Origin of the sequence: Aeromonas jandaei (assembly GCF_037890695.1) — a bacterium.
GTDB classification, from domain to species: domain Bacteria; phylum Pseudomonadota; class Gammaproteobacteria; order Enterobacterales; family Aeromonadaceae; genus Aeromonas; species Aeromonas jandaei.
Genome location: NZ_CP149571.1, coordinates 3,803,554 through 3,828,152 on the forward strand (window position 1 = coordinate 3,803,554; position 24,599 = coordinate 3,828,152).

A 24,599-nucleotide genomic window follows, 5' to 3' on the forward strand; every position below is an offset into this window, starting at 1 on the left:
GTTTCTCCCGCGACGACAGCAGAGCAAGGTATACAAACGACAACTTGGCCAATTGCCTCTTCAGCCGATTTGGTGGCACACTTTCCCCATCAGCCCGTAGCGCCTCGACCAGACAGATGCAGATACCGGATACCGAGCCCGAAAAGAAAAGCCCAGCCAAGCCCCAACGCATTCTGATGGTCAACGAGCAACGCTCGTTTCAGGTCATGATGAAGGCGATGCTGATCAATATCGGCATCAGCAACATCACCTTCTCCAACAGCGCCGAGGATGCGCGCCGCCGCTGCCAGAAAGGCAGTTTTGACATCTATCTCATCGATTACGATCTCGGGGTCGGCGAGAATGGCCGCCAGCTGCTGGAGAGCCTGCGGGATCAGCACCTGGTTCCTCCCCAAAGCGTGGTGATCATGGTGAGTGGCGACAGCTCCCGCGCCATGGTGCTGAGCGCGCTGGAAGCCGAACCCGACGAATACCTGATGAAGCCCTTCTCTCAGGAGCAGTTCTCGTTTCGCATCAAACGGGCCCTCGCCCGCCGTCAGGCACTCGCCAGCGTTTTTAGCGCCATGGCGGAGGATGACCTGCCCGCACTTATTACCGCTTGCGCCGAGCGGGCCGATACGGTTCCGCGCTATGCCAACTACTGCCGCTGCCTGCAGGCCGATACCCACCTCAAACTGGGTCAGGCTCAGGAGGCGCGCTCCCTGATGCGCCAGCTGCTGGCCGGGCAGGAGAACAGCTGGGCCCGCCTGACGCTGGGCAAGGCGTGCAACACCCTGGGGCTCCATGAAGAGGCGGTCAGCCACCTGCAGGCGACCCTGAAGAATACCCCTCTGATGGTGGAGGCTTACCGCTGGCTGGCAGAGTCCCAGCTCGCCCTTGGCAACGATGAGGTCGCCCAGCAGGAGCTCAAACGGGCCGTCGACATCTCGCCCCAGTCAGTCCAGCTGGCTCGCCGACTGGCCGAGGTGTGCCTGCTGCGCCACGATTACGCTCAAGCCAAGGATGTACTGCTCTCTCTCATCGATCTGTCGCGCAACTCGATTCACCGCACCCCCCACTATCTGGGGGCCTATATCCAGACCCTGACCCTCTACGCCCTCAACAGCAACGACAGCTACCACATCGCCAACCTGCAAAAGCAGGTCAACTCAGCCCTGTCGCGCATCCGCGATTCGCTGATGATGTCGGAGTTCAACTACCCGGTGTTCGAGCAGATCTGTCAGGCGCGAGTGCAGATTGCGCTGGGGGAGCTGCTCAAGGGCAAGAAGATGCTCTATCGCGCCAACCAGAACTGGCTCGACGAACCGGCCACCATGCCGCCGACCCTGCTCGGGGAGACCATCCTCGCCCTCTATCAACTCGGCGAGTTCGAATATGCCGAAAGCCTGCAGAGCCTGCTGGCCGAGGATGAGGATCACCTGCTCACCACCTGCATTCAGGCGACCCGGGATGACAAGACGGTGCTCGAGCGCCGTCAGCGCTACCAGCAGCTCAACGAACTGGGCATCAAGGCCTATCAGGCGGGCGAGCTGGAACAGGCGCTCGGTCACTTTCGCGAGGCGCTGCGCCGGGCGCCAGCCAACACAGGTGCCGCCCTCAACAAGATCCAGGTGCTGCTGCAACTGATGCAGAAAAACCGCAAGAGCCCGGAGTTTGGTACCGAGTGCAAGGACACTCTGGACATGCTCGACGGCATCCCTCTCAACCCCGCCCAGCAGGATCGTTTTCGCAAGCTGCGCCAGGAGTTCAACCAGTTCAGCTGACCCCGCACTCCCCTCGGGGCGCCTATGCTGAAACCAGACTGGCAGCAGAGGGGAAACAAGGATGGCGATATGTCGTTATCTGGTGGCCGATGGCCGCCACTGCAACGAGGAGGCTGGCGAGCACGATCTCTGCCACTGGCACGACCCGCATACCAATAAACAGGATCCCCACACCGCAGAGGCGCTTGAGCAGTATGTCCGTGCTGGCGGCCTCTGCCACGGTTTGCAGCTGGCCCGCGCCAATCTGGCCGGTCTCAATCTGGTCAACAAGGGGTCCAAACAGGGATTTTTGCTGGAGCAGTGCAACCTCTATCGCGCCAACCTGCGGGGTGGTCACCTCTACGGCCTGCGCATGAAGGGGGGAAGCCTGATGAAGGCCGATCTCAGCGATGCCAATCTGCACTGCGCCATCCTTGATGACGTCAACCTACTCGGCATTCGCTGGCACAATACCCGGCTCGACAACATGCAGACCGGCAAACGGGTGATGCAGGATCGCAAGGGGCGCCGCGAGCGGGATCCCGAGCAGGCCAGGGTCTGGTTCAAAGAGGCCGAAGAGACCTACCGGGATCTGCGCAAAGCCTCCGAGGCGCAGGGGATCTTCACCATGTCCGGCAACTATATCCAGCAGGAGCTCACCATGCGCCGGCTGCAACTGCCGTTCTGGTCGAGCCAGCGCTTCACCTCCTGGATAGTCGATCTCTTCTGCGGTTACGGTGAAGCCCCGATGCGGGTGGTGCTCTTCTCCCTGCTGCTCATCTTTATCTGCAGCATCTTCTACTTCTTCTTTGGCCTGAGCTTCAACGGCAACCACCTCGCCTACCACCCGGGCGCCCCCTTCGAACAGAACGCCATCTTTCTGCTGGAGTGCCTCTACTACAGCGTGGTCACCTTCACCACCCTGGGCTACGGCGACTTCACCCCCATCGGCCTCTCGCGCCTTTTTGCGGCCTTCGAGGCCTTCACCGGCAGCTTCACGCTGGCGCTGTTTGTGGTGGTGTTTGTCAAGAAGATGACCCGCTGACGTCTCTCCCTGCCAAGCGGGCCGGCCACTGGCGCAGGCCCGCGCCCCAAACTTGCATCCACCGCCGATTCCTAGTCCAATAGCGACTTATAAAAATGACATGAGCATCCCGGACATGAAGATCATCTCTTTCAATATCAACGGCCTGCGTGCCCGTCTGCACCAACTGCAAGCCATCATCGACAAGCACCAGCCCGATGTGATCGGCCTGCAGGAGATCAAGGTGCACGATGAAGCCTTCCCGCTGGCCGATGTGGAGGCCATGGGTTATCACGTAGAGTTTCACGGCCAGAAGGCCCACTACGGGGTGGCTATCATGAGCAAGCAGAAGCCGGTCAAGGTGGAGAAAGGCTTCCCCACCGACGACGAAGAGGCCCAGCGCCGGATGATCATGGCCACCTTCGAACGTGAAGACGGCTCCCTCATCAAGGTGATGAACGGCTACTTCCCGCAGGGTGAAAGTCAGGATCACGAGACCAAGTTCCCGGCCAAGCAGAAGTTCTACGAGGATCTGCAGCACTATCTGGAGACCAACCACACCCCGGATGACCAGCTGGTGCTGATCGGGGATATGAATATCTCCCCCACCGATCTCGACATCGGTATCGGCGAAGCGAACCGCAAGCGCTGGCTGCGGGATGGCAAGTGCTCCTTCCTGCCCATCGAGCGTGAATGGATGGAGCGGCTGAAAGGGTTCGGCCTGACCGACACCTTCCGCGCCGCCAACCCCACCGAGTGCGAGCGTTTCTCCTGGTTTGACTACCGCTCCAAGGGCTTTGACGAGAACCGTGGCCTGCGCATCGACCTCATCATGGCCTCCGATGCTCTCAAGGACAAGGTGACCGAGACCGGCATCGATTACGAGCTGCGCGGTATCGAGAAACCCTCCGACCACGCCCCCATCTGGGCCTGCTTCGCCTGATGTGGCGCCGGATGCCGCAATGATATCGCCAATCTGTGAAGCGGCTCGCGGTTGCCTGCGATAAAAGGGCGTAAACAGCCTATCCAGACAAGGTGCCTCAGGGCACCTTCTTTTTGCAGCAAGGAGTGCCAGCAGTGACCCCAACTCACCTTCCTCTCTCCCCCGCCCGTTTTCTGGCCCTGCGCCTGTTGCCCGGGGAGGATCTTATCGCCGGATTGCGTGCCCAAATGGCCCGACACGGCCTGCAGGCGGCCTGGATCGCCGGGGCGGTCGGCAGCCTGACCCACGCCAACCTGCGCTATGCCGCCCAGCCCGATGGCACCCTGCTGGAGGGGGCCTTCGAGGTGATCGCCCTTGGCGGCACCCTGGACCCGGAGTGCGAACACCTGCATCTCTCCATCTCTGACGAGCTGGGACTGATGCGCGGCGGCCACGTGCTGCCCGGTTGCCGGGTGCGCACCACCCTCGAACTGGTAGTCGGAGAGCTGGAGGCGTACCGTTTTGGCCGTGCCCCCTGCCCCCAATCCGGTTATGAAGAGCTGCTCATTACCCCCAGAACCTTGTGAGGATCACTATGTCCGTCAGTAAACTCTCCAGCTACAACCTGGCTTTTATGGTCATCTGCATCGCCATCAACATGGTGGCGGGACAGGCCGTCTCCATGCTCAAGCTGCCCATCTTCCTCGACTCCATCGGGACTGTGCTCTGCGCCATTCTGGCGGGCCCCTGGATGGCGATCGCCACCGGTCTGCTCACCAACCTGCTGTGGGGCCTGCTCACCGGCCCCATCGCAGCAGCCTTTGCCCCGGTCGCCATGATGATCGGCCTCAGTGCCGGTCTGCTGGCGCGGGCCGGCTGGTTCAACAATCTGCCCAAGGTGGTAGTGAGCAGCGTGGTGATCACCCTGGCGCTCACCCTGGTGGCCATTCCTATCCGCTCCTACCTGTTTGGTGGCGCCACCGGCAGCGGTGCTGATTTCGTGGTTGCCTACCTGCACGCCATGGGTAGCGATCTGCAGGAGTCGGTCGCCGTCACCGTGCTCGGCACCAACCTGCTGGACAAGCTGCTGACCGTGCTGATCGCCTGGGGGCTGGTACGCCGCCTGCCGCAGCGCACCCTGCGCCACTTCCCGCAGATGGCCGCCGTGCGCTGATGCACCCGTTTACCTCCCTCGCACTCTGGCTCTGGTTTTCGGTCACGGCCAGCGTGCTGCCGCCCCCTTGGCTCTGGGGCTGGAGCCTGCTGCCGCTACTTGTTCTGGTGCTGCTGCCGGGTTCCCGCGCCCGGCTCAAGCTGGTGCTGGCGGTAATGCTGCCGCTGGGACTGGGGCTCTATCTGGTACACGGCCCCTGGTTGCGGATCCTGCTCGGCATGCCAGCGGTTCCAGCCAGCGAAGCGTTTCCCATTCTGCCCCTCTGGTGCCGGCTGCTCGCCTGTCTCGCCAGCGCCCAGCTCTGGCTCAGGGCGGTCTCGACCGAGCGGTTTGTTCATGCGCTCTTTGCCAGCCGGCTGCCCATCGCCCTCTCCTACCTCTGCTGCGGCCCGCTGCTGCTCAAGGAGCAGCTTGGCCACCAGCTGCGCGCTATCAGGGAAGCCCAGCTAGCCCGCGGCGTACCCTTTGACGGCCATCCGCTGGCCCGGCTCAAGGCCACGCTTCCGCTGCTCTCGCCGCTGGTCGGGCAGGCATTGAGCGAGCTGGCCACCCGCAGCATGGCGCTGGATCTGCGCGGCTTTCGCAGCCAGCCGGCTCGCACCCGCATGACGGAGATCCCGCAGCAACGTTACGAGCCGCGACTGCGCTATCTGCTGCTGTTGCTGGTAGTGCTGGAGATTGTCTGCAGGTGGTGGCCATGATCTCGCTGCAAGGGTTGACCATCGGCCATACGGCCCACCCAGACCACTTTCAACTGGGCGCACTCGATGTCGAACTGAAAGAGGGCGAATGGCTGGCCATCTTGGGTGGCAACGGGGCAGGCAAATCCCTGCTGGCCCAACTGCTGGCGGGGGGCTGGCTCCAGCTGCACCTCGACACGCTGACGGGAGAGGGCGTCATTCTCGGGCAGCCCCATGATAGCGGCCAGCTCAATCACCATGCTGCTGTGCGTCAGTGGGTACAGCAATCCCCTTATCTGCAATTTTCCGGCTGCTGCTTTTCGGTCGTCGACGAGGTGGCCTTTGGCCCGGCCAATCTCGGGTTGCCACCCGATGAGGTCAGCCGGCGGGTATCCGATGCCATGGCGCTATGTCACTGCGAGGCGCTGGCAACCCGCCATCCCCTCGATCTGTCGGGAGGTGAAGCCCAGCGCGTGGTGCTGGCCTGTGCCCTGGCGATGGCTCCCAAGCTCTTGATCCTCGATCAGGCCTTTAGCCGTCTGACCCCGGCGGCAACCCAAACCATGCTGCGGCAGATCCGCCGCTACAGCGAGGAAAGCGGCTGCAGCGTCATCTTGCTGGAGCAGCGGCTTTTTCCGGCCGCTCACTTCTGCGAGCGATTCCTGCAGCTCGACCATGGCCGCCAGCTGGCCTGCGGTGAGCTCGGCGAGGTGCTGCCCCATCTGCCCGGGCGGGTGATCCTGCCGGACTCCCTGCGCGAGACGCTACAGGTGCGCGACCCGCGCCATCACCCCTACCCCTTGGCCATGTTGCGGGAGTTTTATGCTGAGCTTTGACCACCTCTGCTTCTCATGGGCACCGGACAATCCCTGCCTGCACGACATCACATTGCAAATTGCCAGTGGGGAACAGGTCGCCATCGTCGGGGATAACGGTGCAGGCAAGTCAACCCTGCTACGACTGGCGGCGGGGCTGCTGGCCCCCACCTCAGGCACGGTGAGCTGGCAACAGCAGGCGCTCTGCAAGCAGCGAGCACTGGCCCGTGCCAGTCAAATCGGCTTTCTGTTTCAGGAGTCGGAGCGTCAGCTGTTTCACAGTCGGGTCGAGGATGAAATCGCCTTTGGCCTGCGCCTGCAGAAACTGCCGCGCGAGGAGATCCGGCTGCGGGTCGCCACCGCGCTGGAAGAGTGCGAGCTGACAAAGTGGGCGGCCTCCCATCCGCTCGATCTCGATGCCGGTCAGCGGCGCATGGTGGCGGTGGCCTGCCTCCATGCCATGCAGCCCGCCTTGCTGTTGCTCGACGAACCGAGCCGGGATTTCGATCCCCGCTGGCTGGCCATTCTGGAACGCTGGCTGGCCAGAGAGCGGGCCAAGGGCACCACCATAGTGGCCATCAGTCACGACGCCGAATTTGTCAGACGCAACTTCACTACCCTGATCGAGCTGAAAGCAGGGCGTCTGGTTGGCCACGGCCACACCAGCGAACGACTTGCTGCCCTCAACGGTTACCGCCCCCACCACTGTAGTGCCATGCTGCTGGCCACGCTCGACCAGCGCAGCTAACGCCCTCTTTTTCCATCAAAACAGCACGAAACCTCGCCATTTGGGGACAAATTGTCCCCTTGAGAAGGTTCGGTTCAAGGTTGCCCGCCTATCATCGCCCTTCCACCCCAAGAGAAGCTGTTTTTTATCATGACGTTAATGATCCAGATGGAGAAAAATACCGGACACCCTCGCCGCTATGGTGCCAGCAAAGAGATTGGCAGGGCTGGTGCAGATGCCCCGCTCAAGCGCGCCCTGCTGACGCTGGCACTGATCGGCGGACTGAGCGGTTGTGGCGGTGAATCCACCCCGGCGGCCCAGAGTGTTCCGGCCTTCCCTGTCGTGGTCAATGAAGTGACCCTGACCGATGTGCCGCTCACCACCGAGATGGTGGGCGAGACCGCTGGTTTTCGTGAAATTGAAGTGCGTTCGCGGGTGAGCGGCATTCTGCTCAAGCGCACCTATGTCGAGGGCCAGCCGGTCACCGCCGGTCAGCAGCTGTTCCTCATCGACCCCGAGCCCTACAAGGTGGCCCTCGAACAGGCCAAGGGCTCCCTTGCCCAGGAGCAGGCCCGTCTCAACAAGGCGCGCGCCGATCGGGATCGCATCATCCCGCTGTTCAAGCGTCAGGTGGTGAGCCGCAAGGATTATGACGACACCCTCGCCAACTACGAGGCGGCCGTCGCCAGTCTGCAGGCCGTTCAGGCCAAGGTCAAAGAGGCCGAACTCAACCTCAGCTACACCCAGGTGACCGCTCCCATCGACGGCATGGCGAGCAAGAGCTCCCAGTCCGAGGGGAGCCTTATCTCCACCAGCGGCGACAGCAGCCTGCTGACCACCATCACCCAGTACAACCCGCTCTACGTCAACTTCTCCTACTCGGAGCAGGATCGCCTCAACTTCGAGAACTCGGTGAAAAAAGGGTTGATCGAATCCAAGGATGCCACCAACTGGCGCACCCACATCCGTCTGGCTGACGGCTCCGTCTATCCCGAGGCGGGCAAGCTCAACTTCTCCGACAACCGGGTCGATCCGCAGACCGGCACCATCCGTGCCCGCGCCATCTTCGACAACAAAAATGGCGTGCTGATGCCGGGCCAGTTCGTGCGGATGACCATCGATCTGGGCACCCGCAAAAACGCCATCGTGGTGCCGCCGCGCGCCATCGTTCAGTCCCAGGCTGACCGCATGGTGATGGTGGTGGATGCCGACAACAAGGTCGTTCCCCGTCCGGTCAAGCTGGGCGCCGTGGTTGCCGATGGCGTGCTGATCGACAGCGGCCTTGAGCCGGGCGAGCACTACATCGTCGAGGGGCTGATGAAGGCCCGCCCCGGCAGCGTGGTCAAGCCGGTCTCTGCCGAAGAGATGCAGGCCATCAGTGCCAAGCTGGTTCGACAGTCCGCGGCCAAGTAAGGAGTTCGCATGTTTTCCAAGTTCTTTATCGAACGCCCCATCTTCGCCAGCGTGATTTCGATCATTATCGTGCTGGGCGGACTGGCGGCGATGCGATCGCTTCCCATCGAGCAGTACCCGCAGATCACCCCGCCGGTGGTCTCGGTGACCGCCTTCTATCCGGGCGCTACCCCGGAGGTGATCTCCCAGACCGTTGCCGCGCCGCTTGAACAGCAGATCAACGGCGTGGAACAGATGATCTACATGCAGTCGGGTTCTGCCTCCAACGGTCAGATGAACCTCAACGTCTACTTCGAGATCGGCACCGACCCGGATCAGGCCACCATCAACGTCAACAACCGGGTCTCGGCCGCCATGGCCCAGCTGCCGGAAGAGGTGAAAAAGCAGGGGGTTACGGTCAAGAAGAAGTCCACCGCCATCCTGCAGGTGGTGACTTTGCAATCGCCAAACGGCTCGTTTGATACCACCTATCTCTCGAACTACGCCCTGCTCAACATCATCGACGAGCTCAAGCGGATTCCCGGCATCGGCGATACCACCTTGTTTGGCGGTACCGACTACGCCATGCGTATCTGGCTGCGGCCGGATCGACTGGCCCAGCTCGAACTCACCCCGAGCGACGTGATCGGCGCCATTCGCGAGCAGAATACCCAGTTTGCGGCAGGCAAGATCGGTGCCCAGCCCACCTCGGCTCCGGTCGATTTTACTTACACGGTGCAGACCAAAGGGCGCCTTGAGGACGTCAAGGAGTTCGAAAACATCATCGTTCGCTCCATGCCTGACGGCTCCAAGATCCGGGTGAAGGATGTGGCGCGGGTCGAGCTCGGCGGCAAGGATTACGACGTCCTGGCCCGGGCCAACGGCAAACCGGCCATCGGTATCGCCACCTATCTGCAACCGGGCGCCAACGCCGTGGCGGTGGCCGGTGCGGTACACGACACCATGGAACGGCTCAAGGCCCGTTTCCCGCAGGATGTGGAGTACCAGATCCCCTACGACACCACCGAGTTCGTGAAGATCTCCATCGAGGAGGTGGTCTACACGCTGTTCGAGGCGATCGTGCTGGTGTTCGTGGTGGTCTATCTGTTCCTGCAGAACTTCCGCGCCACCCTGATCCCCTGCATCGCGGTGCCGGTATCGCTGATCGGTACCTTCGCCGGCATGCTGGTGCTGGGCTTCTCCATCAACCTGCTCACCCTGTTCGGCATGGTGCTCGCCATCGGTATCGTGGTGGATGACGCCATCGTGGTGCTGGAGAACGTCGAGCGGATCATGCAGGAGAAGAAGTGTTCGCCCAAAGAGGCAGCTATTCTCGCCATGCAGGAGGTCTCCGGCCCGGTGGTCGCTATCGTGCTGGTGCTCTGCGCCGTATTCCTGCCGGTCGCCTTTATGGGCGGCATGACAGGGGTGATGTACAAACAGTTCGCCATCACGGTTGCCGTGTCGGTGGCCATCTCCGGTCTGGTGGCGCTGACCCTGTCACCGGCATTGTGCGCCGTGTTGCTCAAAGAGGGGCACCACAAACCGGCCCGTTTCTTCGTCTGGTTCAACGACAAGTTTGATCAGCTGACCCGTGGCTATGTGCGTGGCGTGGCCTTCCTCAACCGTCGGGTGGCCGTGGCCTTTGGCATCATCGCCGTCCTGCTGCTCTCCATCTACGGCCTCTTCCTCAAGGTGCCGGGCGAGCTGGTCCCGAACGAAGATCAGGGTTACCTCATCTCCGCAGTGATGCTGCCGGATGCCGCCGCCATGACCCGTACCCAGGCGGTCGCCAACCAGTTCGACAAGATCGCCATGGCCAACCCCAACGTGAAGGATGTCATCACCTTCTCGGGCTTTGACATCCTCTCCAGCGCCATCGTCAGCAACAGCGGCCTCACCTTCATTACCCTGAAGGACTGGAGCGAGCGCAAAGAGGCGGGAGCCGACTCCTTCTCGCTGGCCAAGACCCTGCAGGGGATGAGCCTGATGGGGCTGGCTGACGGCTTCGTCGCCTCCTTCAACCCGCCGCCCATTCAGGGGATGTCCACCACCGGCGGCCTTGAGGGATATCTGCAGAACCGCGGCTCAGGCAATGCCCAGGAGTTCTCGGCCGAAGTACAGCGCTTCCTCGAAGCGGCCAAGGAGCGCCCGGAGTTTGCCAGCGTAACCACCACCTACCGCGCCAACGTGCCGCAGGTCTATCTCGACCTGGATCGGGAGAAAGCCAAGGCGCTGGGGCTGCCTATCAACGCGGTGTTCGACACCATGCAGGCCACCTTCGGTCAGGTCTATGTCAACGACTTCAACCAGTTCGGCCGCACCTACCGGGTACAGTTGCAGTCCGAGGCGGACTACCGCGCCAAGAAGAGCGACATTCGCAATGTCTATGTCCGCTCCAACAAGGGGGAGATGATCCCGCTGAGCAGTCTGGTCACGGTGCGTGACGCCACCGGCCCCGAGCTGGTCGAGCGCTTCAACATCTTCCAGGCGGCCAAGATCATGGCACAGCCGGCGCCGGGCTACAGCTCGGGTCAAGCCATCGCCGCGCTGGAAGAGGTGGCCAACAACACCCTTGGCAACGACGCCAAGCTGGAGTGGACCGGCTCCGCCTATCAGGAGAAAGCGGCGGCCGGCAGTGCAGGCATGGCCTTTGGCTTTGGCATCGTGATGATCTTCCTCATTCTGGCCGCCCAGTATGAGCGCTGGAGCCTGCCCTTCGCGGTGATCACCGCGGTGCCGTTCGCCCTGTTTGGCGCCCTGCTGGCCACCTGGCTGGTGGGTCTGACCAACAACGTCTACTTCCAGATCGGTCTGGTGACGCTGGTCGGGCTGGCGGCCAAGAACGCCATCCTGATCGTGGAGTTCGCGGTGATGAAGCACGAAGAGGGGATGAGCCTCATCGAGTCAGCACTGGAGGCGGCGCGGCTGCGTTTTCGCCCCATCGTCATGACCTCGCTCGCCTTTATCCTCGGCTGTGTACCGCTGGTCACCTCCAGTGGTGCCGGGGCGGCGAGCCGTCACGCCCTCGGCTGGCCGGTCATCGGCGGCATGCTGGCCGCGACCTTTATCGCCATCTTCTTTATCCCGCTCTTCTTCCGCCTCATCATGCGAGGCTCGGAAAAAGGCGCGAAGCAGTAAGGCTGAGCCTGTTGCCACGTTGATAACCCCTGCCCCCGCACCTGCGGGGGTATTTTTTATCTCTTCTTCCCCTCATGGAGCCTGTGAGCGCACCTTGACCTTATCCCTGTGGCAAGGTTTACAGTCCAACCATCTGATCCAGAAGGATATCCAGTTTGTCACTCATCCAGCTTGCTGCAAGATTGCCCAGCGTTGCACTGGCCCGGCTATTGCTGGCGCTGCTGCTCGTGTGCAATCTGACTCTCTGCATCAGCTGGCATGCTGCTCCCCTCTCCTCCGAGACAACCCAAAACAGCCCCCTGCCGATGGTGATGTTCGATTCATCCATGGCGATGGCGGATGGCGAGATCTCTCATGCGATGGCCACCATGGCTCACCCGGGCGATGGCATGACCCTCTCCTGCCATCAGGGGGACGATGGGTCAGCCATGGGCGATGAGTGCCAGATGCAAACTGGCGTCAATGCCCTCTCCTTTGGGGCGATGGCTCTGCTGGGTGTACTGGTCGCCCTGCTGATCTTCCCCCTGCTGCTTGGCAGCAACTTCGCAACGTCACTGCTTGATAACTGGTTGCGGGATCCCTTCCTGCGATCCCGCGGTACCCATCCCCCCTCCTGGCCACGCCGACACCTGATGTTGTCGGTGCTGCGCCACTAGAAAGATCTTCTCTTGCGGCAGCGGCAAGCCTCGGCTTGCCCGTTCTCTGCCGCCTTGCCTGACCCTGTGCCCCGGCCAAACCGGCCCGCTCGCAGGGAGCCGTGCGCGCTGATACAGCTGCGCCCCGTTTGCCGCCAATCCCTTGGGTGATGCCTTGTCCATCTCCCGTCCGGCGGCCTGCACAAGAGAAGAGATATGATGTCACTTGCCCCTGTTACCGGCCTTATCGCCGCTAAAAACCTTGCCACCCAGCCACTAAGTGGAGGTGTGCGATGAGCCGGAAACTGCTGGTATCGGCCCTGCTGCTGGCCCTCGGCGCCGGTGGCGGCTACTGGGCCGCCAAACAGACCACCGCTGGCCCCGCGGCCAAGGAGAAGACGCCGCTCTACTGGGTCAACCCCATGGATCCGCGCGACAAGCGCGATGCCCCCGCCAAGGACAACATGGGGATGGACTTTATCCCCGTCTATGAGGAAAAACAGGGCGGCTCACCGGGCACCGTCACCATCAGCCCAGAGATCCAGCAGAACCTGGGGGTGCGGCTCGCCAAGGTGGAGAAGCTCCCCATCCACCAGCAGATCGAGACGGTGGGCTACGTCGGCTATGACGAGGACAAGCTGGAAGCCGTCAACGCCCGCATGGCGGGCTGGATCCGCACCCTCGCCATCAAGAGCGAGGGGCAGCAGGTGAGCAAGGGGAGCCTGATTTACGAGCTCTACGCCCCGGATCTGGTCAACGCCCAGCACGAGTATCTGCTCGCCCTCAATACCGCCAACCCGCTGCTGCTGCGTGCCGCCGAGGGCAAGCTCAAATCCCTGCAGGTGCCGGCGGATCAGATAGCGGCCCTCAAGCGCAGCCGCCAGGTGCAGGAGACGGTGCGCATCTATGCCCCCAGCAGCGGCTATGTCTCCGAGCTGAAAGTGCGCGAAGGCCAGTATGTGGAGCCTGCCGCAGCGCTCTTTAACATCAGCACCCTCAAGCAGGTGTGGGTGAGCGCCGAGGTGTTCGAACGCCAGGCGGCCCAGCTGAAGGTGGGGGATCCGGTCACCATGACCCTGGATTACGCCCCCGGCCGCCACTGGCAGGGTCGGGTCGATTACCTCTACCCGACCCTGGATGCCACCACCCGGACTCTCAAGGTGCGGCTGCGCTTTGCCAACCCGGACGAGTTCCTGAAACCCAATATGTTCGCCAAGGTGACGATTCAGGCGGGCAAGGGAGAGCCGCAATTGGTCGCGCCGAGCGAAGCGGTGATCCGCACCGGCAGCCAGGATCGGCTGGTGCTGGCGCTGGGGGATGGCAGCTTCAAGTCGGTCGCTGTCACTCTGGGCCCCCAGTTTGGCGACAAGGTCGCCATCAAGGCAGGGGTAGAGGCTGGGGATAACATCGTCAGCTCTGCCCAGTTCCTGCTCGACTCCGAATCGGCCATCGATTCCGACTTCCAGCGCATGACGGCGGTGCGCCCCGCCCAGGTGTGGACCCAGGGCGAGGTTGAAAGCATCGATCTGGCCAACCGCACCCTGATGGTCTCCCACCAGCCCATCCCCGAGTGGCAGTGGCCCGCCATGGAGATGGAGTTCACCGTCGCCGAAGGGGTCGATATCAGCAAGCTGGCCGAGGGGCAGACCCTGCATCTGCAGGTGATGCAGGAGGGGGATGAGTACCGCATCACCACCATCCATCAGGAGAAGGCATCCGCTACTGACGGCGGCGCCAAGCCTGCGGCAGATGAGATGGGCAAGATGGAAGGCATGGACCATAGCCAGCATCAGATGACGATGCCCGAGATGGAGAAGAAGTCATGATCCCGTCGATCTCTTGCCGCTTTACTAGCAACCCTGTCCTGCCGTTCACGCCACGCCAAGAGGGAGGAGCCAGATCATGATCCCTGCCATCATTCGCTGGTCCATCGGCAACCGCTTTCTGGTGCTGCTCTTGACCCTCATGCTCACCGCCTGGGGGCTCTGGTCGGTCAAACAGACCCCGGTGGACGCCCTGCCGGATCTTTCCGACGTGCAGGTGATCATCAAGACCTCCTACCCGGGCCAGGCTCCGCAGGTGGTAGAGGATCAGGTGACCTACCCGCTCACCACCGCCATGCTGGCGGTGCCGGGGGCAACCACGGTGCGCGGCTACTCCTTCTTCGGCGACTCCTTCGTCTATGTGCTGTTTGACGACAACACCGACCTCTACTGGGCCCGCGCCCGGGTGCTGGAGTACCTAAGCCAGGTTGCGCCCAACCTGCCCGCCTCTGCCCGACCCCAACTCGGCCCCGATGCCACCGGGGTGGGCTGGATCTATCAGTACGCGCTGGTAGACAAAACCGGCAAGCATGACCTCAGCCAGCTCACCTCGCTGCAGAACTGGTTCCTCAAGTACGAGTTGCAGACGGTGGAGGGGGTCTCCGAGGTCGCCACCGTGGGCGGCATGGTGCGCCAGTATCAGGTGCGGGTCGATCCGGACAAGCTGCGCGCCTACGGCATCCCGCTCTCCCTTATCGAGACCGCCATCAAACAGGGCAATCAGGAGACCGGCGCCTCCGTCATCGAGATGGCGGAAGCGGAGTACATGGTGCGCTCCAACGGCTATCTGAAAAGCGTCGAGGATCTGAAGCAGATCCCGCTCGGTACCACTGTGCGCGGCGCCCCGCTGCTGCTGGGTGACGTGGCGGATGTGGTCACCGGCCCCCAGAGCCGGCGCGGCCTGGCCGAGCTCAACGGTGAAGGGGAAGTGGTGGGCGGCATCATCGTCATGCGCTACGGCGAGAATGCCCAGCACACCATCGACGGGGTCAAGGCGCGGCTCGCCCAGCTGAAGAGCAGCCTGCCGGAAGGAGTAGAGATCGTCACCGTCTACGATCGCTCCGACCTTATCCAGCGCGCCATCGACAACCTCTCCGGCAAGCTGGTGGAGGAGTTCGCGGTGGTGGTGCTGGTCTGCCTCGCCTTCCTGTTCCACCTGCGCTCATCCCTGGTGGTGGTCATCTCCCTCCCTATTGCGATTTTGACCGCCTTTATCGTGATGCACCTGCAGGGGATCAACGCCAACATCATGTCGCTCGGCGGCATCGCCATCGCCATCGGCGCCATGGTGGATGGCGCCATCGTGATGATCGAGAACGTCCACAAGCACATGGAGCGGGAGACGCTCACCGACAAGAACCGCTGGCGTATCATCACCGAGGCGAGCATAGAAGTGGGGCCCGCCATCTTCTTCTCCCTACTCATCATCACCATCAGCTTCCTGCCGGTGTTCGCGCTGGAGGCGCAGGAGGGGCGGATGTTCCACCCGCTCGCCTACACCAAAACTTACGCCATGGCGGCGGCGGCCGGGCTCGCCATCACCCTGGTGCCGGTGATCATGGGTTACTTCATCCGTGGCAAGGTGCTGGCGGAGCAGGCCAATCCGCTGAACCGCTGGCTGAGTCAATGCTATGTACCGCTGCTCAAGGCCGTGCTGGCCCGTCCGAAAACCACTCTGGCTGTCGCCGCCGTGGTGACGGTGGTGGGCTTCTGGCCGCTCAAGTATCTGGGCTCCGAGTTCATACCGCCGCTCGATGAGGGGGATATCATGTATATGCCCACCACCGCGGCCAATATCTCGGTGGGCAAGGCGCGGGAGATTTTGCAGCAAACCGACAAGCTCATTCGCACCGTGCCCGAGGTGCAGAACGTGTTTGGCAAGGCGGGGCGCGCCGAATCGGCCACCGACCCCGCCGATCTGGTGATGATGGAGACCAGCATCCAGCTCAAGCCCCGCGATCAGTGGCGCCCCGGCATGACCCCGGAGAAGCTGAAAGAGGAGCTCGACTCCCTCATCCGTTTCCCCGGCCTCACCAACGCCTGGGTGCCCCCCATCAAGACCCGCATCGACATGTTGGCCACCGGCATCAAAACCCCAGTGGGCATCAAGATAGCGGGGCCGGATCTCAAGGTGATCCAGCAGCTCGGCCAGCAGCTGGAGCAGATCGTCGGCAAGGTGGAGGGCGCCTCATCGGTCTACGCCGAGCGGGTGGCGGGCGGCCGTTACGTCAAGGTGGACATCGACCGGCTCAAGGCGGCCCGCTACGGCCTCAATATCGCCGACGTGCAGGCGGTGCTCGCCACTGCGGTGGGTGGCATGGAGGTGGGCCAGACCATCGAGGGGCGCGAGCGCTACCCCATCAACCTGCGCTACCCCCAGAGCTATCGCGATTCAGTGGCGAGCCTCGAGCTGCTGCCGGTGGTGACTCCAAGTGGCGCACGCATCGCGCTGGCGGATGTGGCGCGGGTCTATATCAGCGACGAGGCCCCCATGCTGCGCAGTGAAAATGCGCGCCTCAACGGCTGGGTCTACGTCGATATTCGCGGCCGCGATATCGGATCCTTCGTCGATGAAGCCAAGGCTGAGGTGGGCAAGCAGCTGGTGCTGCCGGCGGGCTACGCCCTCACCTGGTCCGGCCAATACGAATACATGGAGCGGGCCAAGGCGCGCCTCGCCTATGTAGTGCCATTAACCGTCGCCATTATCGTGCTGCTGCTCTATCTGGCGTTTCGCCGCGTTCAGGAGGTGCTGCTCATTCTCACCACTTTGCCGTTGGCGGTGGTGGGCGGGATCTGTACCCTCTGGCTGCTCGACTTCAACCTCTCGGTGGCAGTCGGGGTAGGCTTTATCGCCCTGGCCGGGGTGGCGGTAGAGACCGGCGTCCTGATGCTGGTCTACCTCAACCACGCCTGGGATGAGCTCGTCGCCAGCGGCAAGCCGGACAAGGCGGGCCTGCACCGGGCGGTGATCCACGGCGCCGCCCTGCGCCTGCGTCCCAAGATGATGACGGTGGTGACCATCATCGCCGGCCTCTTGCCCATCATGTGGAGCCACGGCACCGGCTCCGAGGTGATGCAGCGCATCGCCGCCCCCATGATTGGCGGCATGGTGAGCGCGCTGGTGCTGACCCTGCTGGTGCTGCCTGCCGCCTACTACCTGTGGCGCAGCCGAAGCCTGCAGCAGCTGATCACCGGGGATCAGCAGGGGTCATCACTCTGATGAACCGACCATTTTCAAGCGGACAAACAGCAACCCCGTTGCAACTCCATAAGCTAAACAAGGAAACCAGGATGAACTACAAGACGCTGACACTGACCCTGCTGATGGGCCTCGCTACCCACACCAGCCTGCAGGCTGCCGAGATGATGAGCCATCAGGGCCACGACATGAGCCAGATGGGGCAAACGGAAGGCATGGGCAAGATGGGCGATATGATGATGACCAAGGGGGTCATCAGCCGCATCGACGCCCCTAATGGAAAGATCGGCATCAAACACGAGGCGATCGACAACCTCAAGATGCCCGCCATGACCATGGTGTTTCGGGTGGCAGATCCGGCCCTGCTCAAGGATCTGAAGGTGGGGGATGCGGTGCGTTTTCACGCCGAGAACCCGGGCGGCAAACTCACCATCACCCAGATCCAGCCGCAGTAAACACCCGGCTCGCTCCGGGCCGCGCGGATAAGCAAAGAGGGAGGCATCGGCCTCCCTCTTCTCTTGGTCAACTTTTTGGTCAACCCCAGCGGTGCGATGTCAGCTCAGCTGCGGGTTGCCAGCAACTGCTCCACATCTGCAATTACCTGCAATGCCGCCTGCGGGCCACCGCTGGAGGTCCAGAGCGACCCGTCCACAGCGCCAAAGCGCTTGGCCTTGATCACCGGCAGCTGCTGGAACGCCGGGGTCTGCTCCGCCTGACGCATGGCATCCACCGCATCGCCGGTAGCGCTCAGGGTACCGATCACCAGCCAGTCGGCATCCAGCAGGTTGAGGGACTCCAGACTCAGCGCCGGTGAGTGGGGTGCGCCACTACCCTGCTGCTTGCTTGGGCGTACCAGCCCCATCGACTCCACCACGCTGCTGGCAAAGGTGCCCTGATACATGAAGCTCGGCCCCTTGGGGTTCCAGCGCACTATGCTGATGCTCTCCCCCTGATGGTCTGCCAGCTTGCTGCGCGCCTCTGCCAGCCGCTCTTCATAACGCTTGAGGAAGGCCTCCCCCTCCTTGTCGCGGTTGAGGGTATGTGCGGTGCGACGGAACATATCCTGCCACGGCTCGCCCCACTTGCCGGTGACCACGGTCGGCGCAATTTCACCAAGCAGGGTCAGCAGCTCGGGACGGGTCTGGCCGGTCAGGATAAGGTCGGGCTCCAGCGCAATCAGCGACTCCAGATTGGGGCTGTCGAGATCGCCGATCACCTTGATGTCGCTGACCCCTTTCTCCAGCAGGTAACGTGGCATGGTGGGCTGGCCGCGACCATTGACGGCACCGATGGGGGTCAGCCCCAGGGTCAGGGCGCTGTCGAGATCGAACTCGCTCAAGGTCACCACTCGCAGTGGCTTGACCGGCACCTGTACCTTCTGGCCAAACGCATCGGTCACTTCACGCATCTCCTGCGCCTGAACCAGCGGCGCGGCCAGCATCAGGATGGCTGTTGCCAGGGCGGCAAAATGCTTCATCATCTCACTCCTGTGTTGTGCTGCTTGCATGCAAGTCAGCGGTGGGAAGGTTCGCGAAACAGGCCGATGCCGGTTTCGCTCAATCTCAACTGGCCGACCGCCATTGGCTGACTTGGTCATGGCGGCGCGGCACGATAATGGGCGCCCCGTCACCGGGGGCATGCAGAATGTCGACACTGGTCTGGTAGAGCCGGTCGATGAGCCCCTTGGTTACCACCTCCCGGGCCGGGCCCATGGCGGCAATTTCGCCATTGCCGATGGCGATCAGCTCGTCGCAGTAGCGGGCCGCCATCGCCAGATCATGGATCACCAGCAGCACGGTTTTGCCCTCGGCGGTGATGCGGTGAATAGCCTCCATCACCTCGGTCTGGTGGCCGATATCGAGGGCGCTGGTGGGCTCGTCGAGCAGCACCATGTCGCTGTCCTGCGCCAGGATCATCGCCAGCCACGCCCGCTGTGCCTGCCCGCCGGAGAGGGACGCAGCGCTCTGCTGCCAGATGCTTTCAAGCTGCATCCGCTCGCAGGCGATACGCACCATGCGGGCATCCTCCTCGCCCCACTGATTGAACCAGCCCTGATGGGGGTGACGGCCATACTGCACCAGCTGCTCCACCAGAATGCCGGCAGGCAGAGTCGGCCGCTGGGGCAGATAGGCGAGCTCCCGCGCCAGCCCCTTCATGGGGTAGCTGGTGAGCGGCTTGCCCTTGAGCAGGATCTCGCCACTTTGGGCTTGCATCTGGCCGGAGAGCAGCTTGAGCAGGGTCGATTTGCCGCAGCCGTTGGGGCCGACGATCCCCACCAGCTTGCCCTTTGGCACGCTGAAGGAGATATCCCGCAGGATGGGGGTCTGCTGATAGGCGAAGTGGAGGCGATTTACGGTGAGCGTCATCAGTCAGCCCTCTGGCGATCGTTAACAAGAAGAAACAGCAGCAACAGGCCGCCGAGAATGCGGGTCATGATGCCGGTCGCCACCTCGTGGGGGCTAGCCAGTACCCGGACCAGGGTATCGCTGGCAAGCAGCAGCAAGGCGCCGCTGAGTGCCGCCAGCCAGAGCGGCACCACCCGGTCTTTTACCAGCCAGGAGGCAAGAATGGGGGCCGCCATGGCGATAAAGACCACGGGACCGCCGATGGCGGTGCCGAGCGCAGCCACCAGAATGGCCTGCGCCAGAATGCCCAGCTGCACCCGATCGCCGTTGACGCCAAGCCCTCTGGCCATCTCGGGGCCAAAGCGCAGCACCGCCAGCGAGCGGGAGAGATAGACGATCCAGGGGCAGAGCAGCAGCAACAGGATGGCGATGGGTGTGATGGTGCTGTAACCCACGGCTATAAAGCTGCCCATATTCCACAGATAGAGGGAGCTCAGGTGCAGCAGGGCCTGGGTGGACATAACAAACTGGCCGAGCGCCTCGAACAGCTCGGAGAGGCCGATACCGATCACCACGAACAGATAGCCCTGCTCACCCGGTTTGCGGCAGAGGGCATAGAGCACCAGCGCCGCGAAGATGGCTCCGATAGGTGCCGCCCACCAGGGCCAGCTGCCCACGGTCAGATAGAGGGAAAAGATGATGATGGCCAGAGAGGCGCCGTTATTGACCCCCACCATATCGGGGGTAGCCAGCCGATTGCGAACCAGAGTTTGTACCAGACAGCCGGAGAGCCCCATGGCGGCCCCCGCCACCACCACCCCAAGGATGCGCGGCAGCCGGATCTTGAACAGAGTGAGCTGCTCAAGCCGCGTCCCCTCCCCCAGCAGGGTGTTGACCACCCCGGCAAAGCCGAGCTTGCCGCCGCCAACGCTCAGGGCCAGCAGACCCAGCGCCACCAGCACCCCGGCAAGCAGTACCAGCCAGCGCCAGCTTGGCAGATGGAGCAGCAAAGAGCGGTTGCCGGCCCGCAGGCAGAGCATATCGGTAGGTGTACGCATCAGCCCCTCACTTGACGGTCAGCAGGGTACGAAAGCCCCCGCGATGGACGATGGCGATCAGCACTGGTGCGCCGATCAGGGCCAGAATGACCCCGTTGGGCAGCTCGAACGGCTGGATCAGCCAGCGCGCCAGAATATCGGCCAACAGCAGAAACAGCATGCCGAACAGGGCGGAGAAACAGATCTGCACCGACAGCTTCACCGGCTCCACCAGTCGGCCACAGTAGGCGGCCAGAAAGCCGACAAAGCCGATGGGGCCGGCGATGGCGATGGCACTGGCGGTAAACAGGGTGGCGGCCAGCAGCACGCCAATTCGCACCCGGTTGGGGCGGATCCCCAGCGCCTGGGCCTGACTGTCCCCCATCTGCATCAGGGTCAGCTGGCGACAGAGCAGCAAGGTGATGACAAACGCCGCCAGCACGAAGGGCAGTACGGCTATGATGGCATCGAGATTGGCCGCCGACAGGGAGCCGAGGTTCCAGAAGCGGTACTGCTCCAGCACCATCTTGTTGGAGAGCAGCAGAAAGCTGGAGAGACCGCCGAAGGTAGCGGAGAGCGCCACCCCGACCAGAATGAGCTTGAGGGGGTTGGAGCGGCCAATCATCATGCCAAGCCCCAGCACAATCACGTTGCCGAGCAGCGCGCCGAGTCCGGCCCAGAGCAGATAGCCGTAGGCGGACTCCACCCCGAACCAGGTGAGCCCCACCACCAGCGCAAAGACGGCCCCGGCGTTGACCCCCAGCAGACCGGGCTCCGCCAGCGGATTGCGGGTCGCACTCTGCAACAAGGAGGCAGCCAGAGATAACGAGGCGCCGACCACCATGGCGCAGAGTGTGCGCGGCAGTCGCAAGGTATTGAGCACTATGGCAAGCTTCTCGTCACTGACCCACAGGGGATTGTGCGTCAGATACCCGAACACCTCGCGGGCACCATAGACGCCGGCCCCGGTGGCCAGCGAGAGGCAAAACAGCGTGCAGAGAAGGAACAATGCCAGCCAGAACAGAGGGGTCTGGTACTTAACCACCCTTTACGACTCCTTGCGTTGGGGTCTGACAACATCCAGCCAAACCGACGTGAAAACAGGGCGCTCTTGTGTCAACGGAAATAAAAACGCCGCCCGGACGAATACCCGGACGGCGCAATACTAAATGCAAATCATTTTTATTTGCAAGTTTTGATGTGTTGCTGGCTCTCTTCTTCTCAGCTATCCATCACATCATGGCGGGTCTGATGATAGGCCTCTTCACTCTTGCCTCTGCGCCAGTAAGGAACCGCATAGAGCGACTGGCGATCCACCTCGAGCACGGAACGAAAACGGCGACGCAGTGGCAGCACCAGCGCCTCCTCCCCACCGAGCCAGAAGAAACCGCCATCCCGAGAGAGAGGCAAGGCCTGCACATGCTCCAGAATACCGCTGGTCGCAGGCTCTCCCACAAACCAGTGACACTGTACGCCGAACGGCAGTGTCAGTGGCTGGGCATCCGCCTGATCCGGCAACAGGATGGCAATCTCCCCGCAGGCATCGGCAGGCATCACTTCGCACATCGCCATGATGGCGGGCAAGGCGGTGAGATCGCCCACCAGACAGTAGTGCTCTGCCGGTTGCAGCATGGGGTTGGGGCCACCCGGCCCGGAGAGGATCACCTTATCCCCCGGCTTGGCGTGGGTAGCAAAAGCACTGGCTGGCCCGCTATCGCCATGAAGAACAAAGTCGATATCGAGCTCCAGCTCATCGCGGCGAAATGCACGGATGGTGTAGGTGCGGATGACCGGCTTGTCCGCCGGATTGCTCCAGCGCGGGCCGCCCGCCGTCATGGCTGGCATAACGGGTTCGCTCTGGTGAGGCTGGGCCAGCATCACCTTGATATGGGCACCACCGCAGGTAAAGGGATAATCGGCCAGTTCACGGCCGCCAAACGTGATGCGCCGCAGATGAGGGGTAAGTTGTTGCACTCGCTTGACCGTCACCGGACGGGGGCGATTGGGAGGCAGGCTCTGGGTCACGAATAAACTCCTCTTCGAATCAGCCTGCATGCTACCCTTAAATAGGAATAATTATCAAATAAGATCTATTCTCGTCTTTATCATTGACCCGAGCCGGATTGGCTTTTCCCTCTTGCGGCTCAACCGGGCGAGGGACACAAGGTGGTGGATTGGGACACCTTGATTCACAACAGAAAGCTCGCACCTCATCTGGATTGGCCAAAGGGTTCCATTTGCTTATTTCGACCATAGTTTTGCGAGATCAAATTTTATTTCTCAATAAGTTTCCTATCCTTAGTTGAGCAGTTAATGTAAGCACAGGATGCCAAACAGGATTGTATGATGGATGACGAAATCCTGATTATTGATGACGACGATCTTGCTCTCACCGATGTGCAGCAAGCGGGCTGGAAAGTGATGATCGTTGACGACGAACCCGAGGTTCATCGCATCACCAAGATCACCCTGAACAAGTTCGAGTTTGACAATCGCCCCATCGACTTTCTGCACGCCTATTCCGCAGCACAAGCCAAGGAGCTGCTGGCGACTACGCCGGATGTCGCCCTGCTGCTGCTGGATGTGGTGATGGAAGTCGACCATGCCGGTCTCGACGTCGTCAAATACGTCCGCGAAGAGCTGCAAAACAAGATGGTGCGCATCGTGCTCAGAACCGGCCAGCCCGGTCAGGCACCGGAAGATGACGTTGTCACCAACTACGACATCAACGACTACAAGGACAAGACCGAGCTTACCTCCCAGAAGCTACGAACCCTGCTGCGTGCCAGTCTGCGTTCATATAGAGATATCCGCACTCTGGAGAGCAACCGGCAGGGGCTCGAAAAAGTTATCGAAGCCTCCAAGGGAATTTTCGAGAAGCGGGCCCTGCGCCAGTTTGTCGAAGGTGCACAGGAACAATTGAGTGCCCTGCTCCATCTGGGTGAAACCCAGATCTACGACGTAAAACAATACACCTACGAGGTAAAGGATCAGCTGCTTGAACCTCTGCTGCCGGGCCATGCCGCGATGCGGCTGACAGACGCTCCCGAGATCCTGCGCCAGGCCATGGCACAAAGCAGCAACGTCTACGATACCAACCAGATGGTGCTCTACTGCCAGAACCCGCGTCACCACCTGCTGTTCCATATTGAGACAACGCGCCAGCTCAGCCAGATCGATACCAGCCTGCTCACTCTCTTTACCGAAAACATCATAGTGGCGCTGGAGAACATCCGTCTCAACGAAGTGATCGCCGATAACCAGCGCGAAATCATCTACCGCATCGGTGAACTGGTCGAAACCCGCTCCAAAGAGTCGGGACTGCATGTCAAACGGGTCGCACTCTATACCGAGCAGTTCTGCCATCTGCTTGGGATGAGCGAAGAACAGAGCGAGCTGATAAAACGCGCCTCACCGCTGCACGACATCGGCAAGGTCGGCATCCCCGATGCCATCTTGCACAAGCCGGGCAAGCTCACTCCGGAAGAGTGGGAAATAATGAAAACCCATGCCCAGCTTGGGCAGGACATGCTCTCCGGCAGCGACTTGGCACTGTTCCAGATCGGCGCCACCATAGCGGGCAATCACCATGAAAAGTGGAATGGCAGCGGCTATCCACGTGGCTTGAAAGGGGCGGATATCCCGCTGGAGGGGCGTATCGTGGCGCTGGCAGATGTGTTCGATGCGCTGGGGTCTGATCGCTGCTACAAGAAGGCATGGCCGCTGGAAAAGGTGCTGGCTCTCATCGAAGAGGAGAAGGGACAACACTTCGATCCCCAGCTGGTCGAGCTGATGATGGCCAATCTCGACAAGTTTCTCGAGATCCGCGAGCAGAACAAGGATGTCTATATCGGCGAACACTAGCCCTGATTTACCAACTGACATTCGAGAATGCACAATAAAAAAACCGCCCAAGGGCGGTTTTTTTATTGTTTGAACTTGC

General features: G+C 61.9%; 20 protein-coding genes. 15 read left to right on the forward strand and 5 right to left on the reverse strand.

Annotation, left to right across the window (positions count from 1 at the left end; all coding sequences use genetic code 11):
- Nucleotides 1–116 precede the first annotated feature (116 nt).
- The 14 genes from WE862_RS17710 (at nucleotide 117) to WE862_RS17775 (ending at nucleotide 17,729) form a co-directional block, all read left to right on the forward strand.
- Nucleotides 117–1,763, forward strand: a complete 1,647-nt coding sequence (locus tag WE862_RS17710) for a response regulator (RefSeq protein WP_042031275.1) — start codon at nucleotides 117–119, stop codon at nucleotides 1,761–1,763.
- Nucleotides 1,764–1,824: 61 nt separating this feature from the next.
- Nucleotides 1,825–2,787 carry an ion channel gene (locus WE862_RS17715; protein WP_042031276.1) on the forward strand — a complete coding sequence of 321 codons (963 nt, stop codon included), beginning with the start codon at nucleotides 1,825–1,827 and terminating at the stop codon, nucleotides 2,785–2,787.
- Nucleotides 2,788–2,902: 115 nt separating this feature from the next.
- Nucleotides 2,903–3,709: an exodeoxyribonuclease III gene (gene xthA / locus WE862_RS17720; protein WP_005337776.1), complete on the forward strand. Its 807-nt coding sequence runs from the start codon at nucleotides 2,903–2,905 to the stop codon at nucleotides 3,707–3,709.
- 134 nt (nucleotides 3,710–3,843) lie between these two features.
- Nucleotides 3,844–4,275, forward strand: coding sequence for a PPC domain-containing DNA-binding protein (locus WE862_RS17725; RefSeq protein ID WP_042031277.1), 432 nt, complete (start codon nucleotides 3,844–3,846; stop codon nucleotides 4,273–4,275).
- Between the two features lie 8 nt (nucleotides 4,276–4,283).
- A complete protein-coding gene (locus tag WE862_RS17730) occupies nucleotides 4,284–4,862 on the forward strand; it encodes an ECF transporter S component (protein WP_041208635.1) in 579 nt (192 codons plus the stop codon).
- Nucleotides 4,862–5,563: an energy-coupling factor transporter transmembrane component T gene (locus WE862_RS17735; protein ID WP_042031279.1), complete on the forward strand. Its 702-nt coding sequence runs from the start codon at nucleotides 4,862–4,864 to the stop codon at nucleotides 5,561–5,563. The genes WE862_RS17730 and WE862_RS17735 overlap by 1 nt, the downstream gene beginning before the upstream one ends.
- The gene (locus WE862_RS17740; RefSeq protein ID WP_339058654.1) at nucleotides 5,560–6,378 is read left to right on the forward strand and encodes an energy-coupling factor ABC transporter ATP-binding protein; all 819 of its coding nucleotides are present in this window, start codon (nucleotides 5,560–5,562) and stop codon (nucleotides 6,376–6,378) included. Before WE862_RS17735 ends, WE862_RS17740 begins: the two co-directional genes overlap by 4 nt.
- Nucleotides 6,365–7,105, forward strand: a complete 741-nt coding sequence (locus tag WE862_RS17745; RefSeq protein WP_082035460.1) for an energy-coupling factor ABC transporter ATP-binding protein — start codon at nucleotides 6,365–6,367, stop codon at nucleotides 7,103–7,105. The genes WE862_RS17740 and WE862_RS17745 overlap by 14 nt, the downstream gene beginning before the upstream one ends.
- A 129-nt stretch (nucleotides 7,106–7,234) precedes the next feature.
- Complete coding sequence (locus WE862_RS17750; RefSeq protein ID WP_225628371.1) at nucleotides 7,235–8,497, forward strand: efflux RND transporter periplasmic adaptor subunit; 1,263 nt, start codon at nucleotides 7,235–7,237, stop codon at nucleotides 8,495–8,497.
- Nucleotides 8,498–8,506: 9 nt separating this feature from the next.
- On the forward strand, nucleotides 8,507–11,617 hold the full coding sequence (locus WE862_RS17755; protein WP_042031282.1) for an efflux RND transporter permease subunit: 3,111 nt from the start codon (nucleotides 8,507–8,509) through the stop codon (nucleotides 11,615–11,617).
- A 155-nt stretch (nucleotides 11,618–11,772) separates the two neighbouring features.
- On the forward strand, nucleotides 11,773–12,273 hold the full coding sequence (locus WE862_RS17760) for a hypothetical protein (protein ID WP_042031284.1): 501 nt from the start codon (nucleotides 11,773–11,775) through the stop codon (nucleotides 12,271–12,273).
- Nucleotides 12,274–12,545: 272 nt separating this feature from the next.
- A complete protein-coding gene (locus WE862_RS17765; protein ID WP_042031285.1) occupies nucleotides 12,546–14,078 on the forward strand; it encodes an efflux RND transporter periplasmic adaptor subunit in 1,533 nt (510 codons plus the stop codon).
- Between the two features lie 76 nt (nucleotides 14,079–14,154).
- A complete protein-coding gene (locus WE862_RS17770) occupies nucleotides 14,155–17,295 on the forward strand; it encodes an efflux RND transporter permease subunit (RefSeq protein WP_042031286.1) in 3,141 nt (1,046 codons plus the stop codon).
- A 71-nt stretch (nucleotides 17,296–17,366) separates the two neighbouring features.
- A complete protein-coding gene (locus tag WE862_RS17775) occupies nucleotides 17,367–17,729 on the forward strand; it encodes a copper-binding protein (protein ID WP_042031287.1) in 363 nt (120 codons plus the stop codon).
- 104 nt (nucleotides 17,730–17,833) lie between these two features.
- Here the strand turns inward: WE862_RS17775 and WE862_RS17780 are convergent, their stop codons facing one another.
- The 5 genes from WE862_RS17780 to WE862_RS17800 all read right to left on the reverse strand — a co-directional run bounded on the left by WE862_RS17780 (nucleotide 17,834) and on the right by WE862_RS17800 (nucleotide 22,681).
- A complete protein-coding gene (locus tag WE862_RS17780; RefSeq protein WP_042031288.1) occupies nucleotides 17,834–18,751 on the reverse strand; it encodes an iron-siderophore ABC transporter substrate-binding protein in 918 nt (305 codons plus the stop codon).
- An 85-nt stretch (nucleotides 18,752–18,836) separates the two neighbouring features.
- Complete coding sequence (locus WE862_RS17785; RefSeq protein ID WP_042031289.1) at nucleotides 18,837–19,640, reverse strand: ABC transporter ATP-binding protein; 804 nt, start codon at nucleotides 19,638–19,640, stop codon at nucleotides 18,837–18,839.
- Nucleotides 19,640–20,677, reverse strand: coding sequence for a FecCD family ABC transporter permease (locus tag WE862_RS17790; protein WP_042031290.1), 1,038 nt, complete (start codon nucleotides 20,675–20,677; stop codon nucleotides 19,640–19,642). The genes WE862_RS17785 and WE862_RS17790 overlap by 1 nt, the downstream gene beginning before the upstream one ends.
- Before the next feature lie 7 nt (nucleotides 20,678–20,684).
- A complete protein-coding gene (locus WE862_RS17795; RefSeq protein ID WP_042031291.1) occupies nucleotides 20,685–21,701 on the reverse strand; it encodes a FecCD family ABC transporter permease in 1,017 nt (338 codons plus the stop codon).
- Between the two features lie 176 nt (nucleotides 21,702–21,877).
- Nucleotides 21,878–22,681 (reverse strand): siderophore-interacting protein, encoded by an 804-nt coding sequence (locus tag WE862_RS17800; RefSeq protein ID WP_042031292.1) that lies wholly within the window; start codon nucleotides 22,679–22,681, stop codon nucleotides 21,878–21,880.
- 321 nt (nucleotides 22,682–23,002) lie between these two features.
- Here WE862_RS17800 and WE862_RS17805 point away from each other — a divergent pair, with 321 nt between their 5' ends.
- Complete coding sequence (locus WE862_RS17805) at nucleotides 23,003–24,520, forward strand: HD domain-containing phosphohydrolase (RefSeq protein WP_042031293.1); 1,518 nt, start codon at nucleotides 23,003–23,005, stop codon at nucleotides 24,518–24,520.
- Nucleotides 24,521–24,599: the final 79 nt, after the last annotated feature.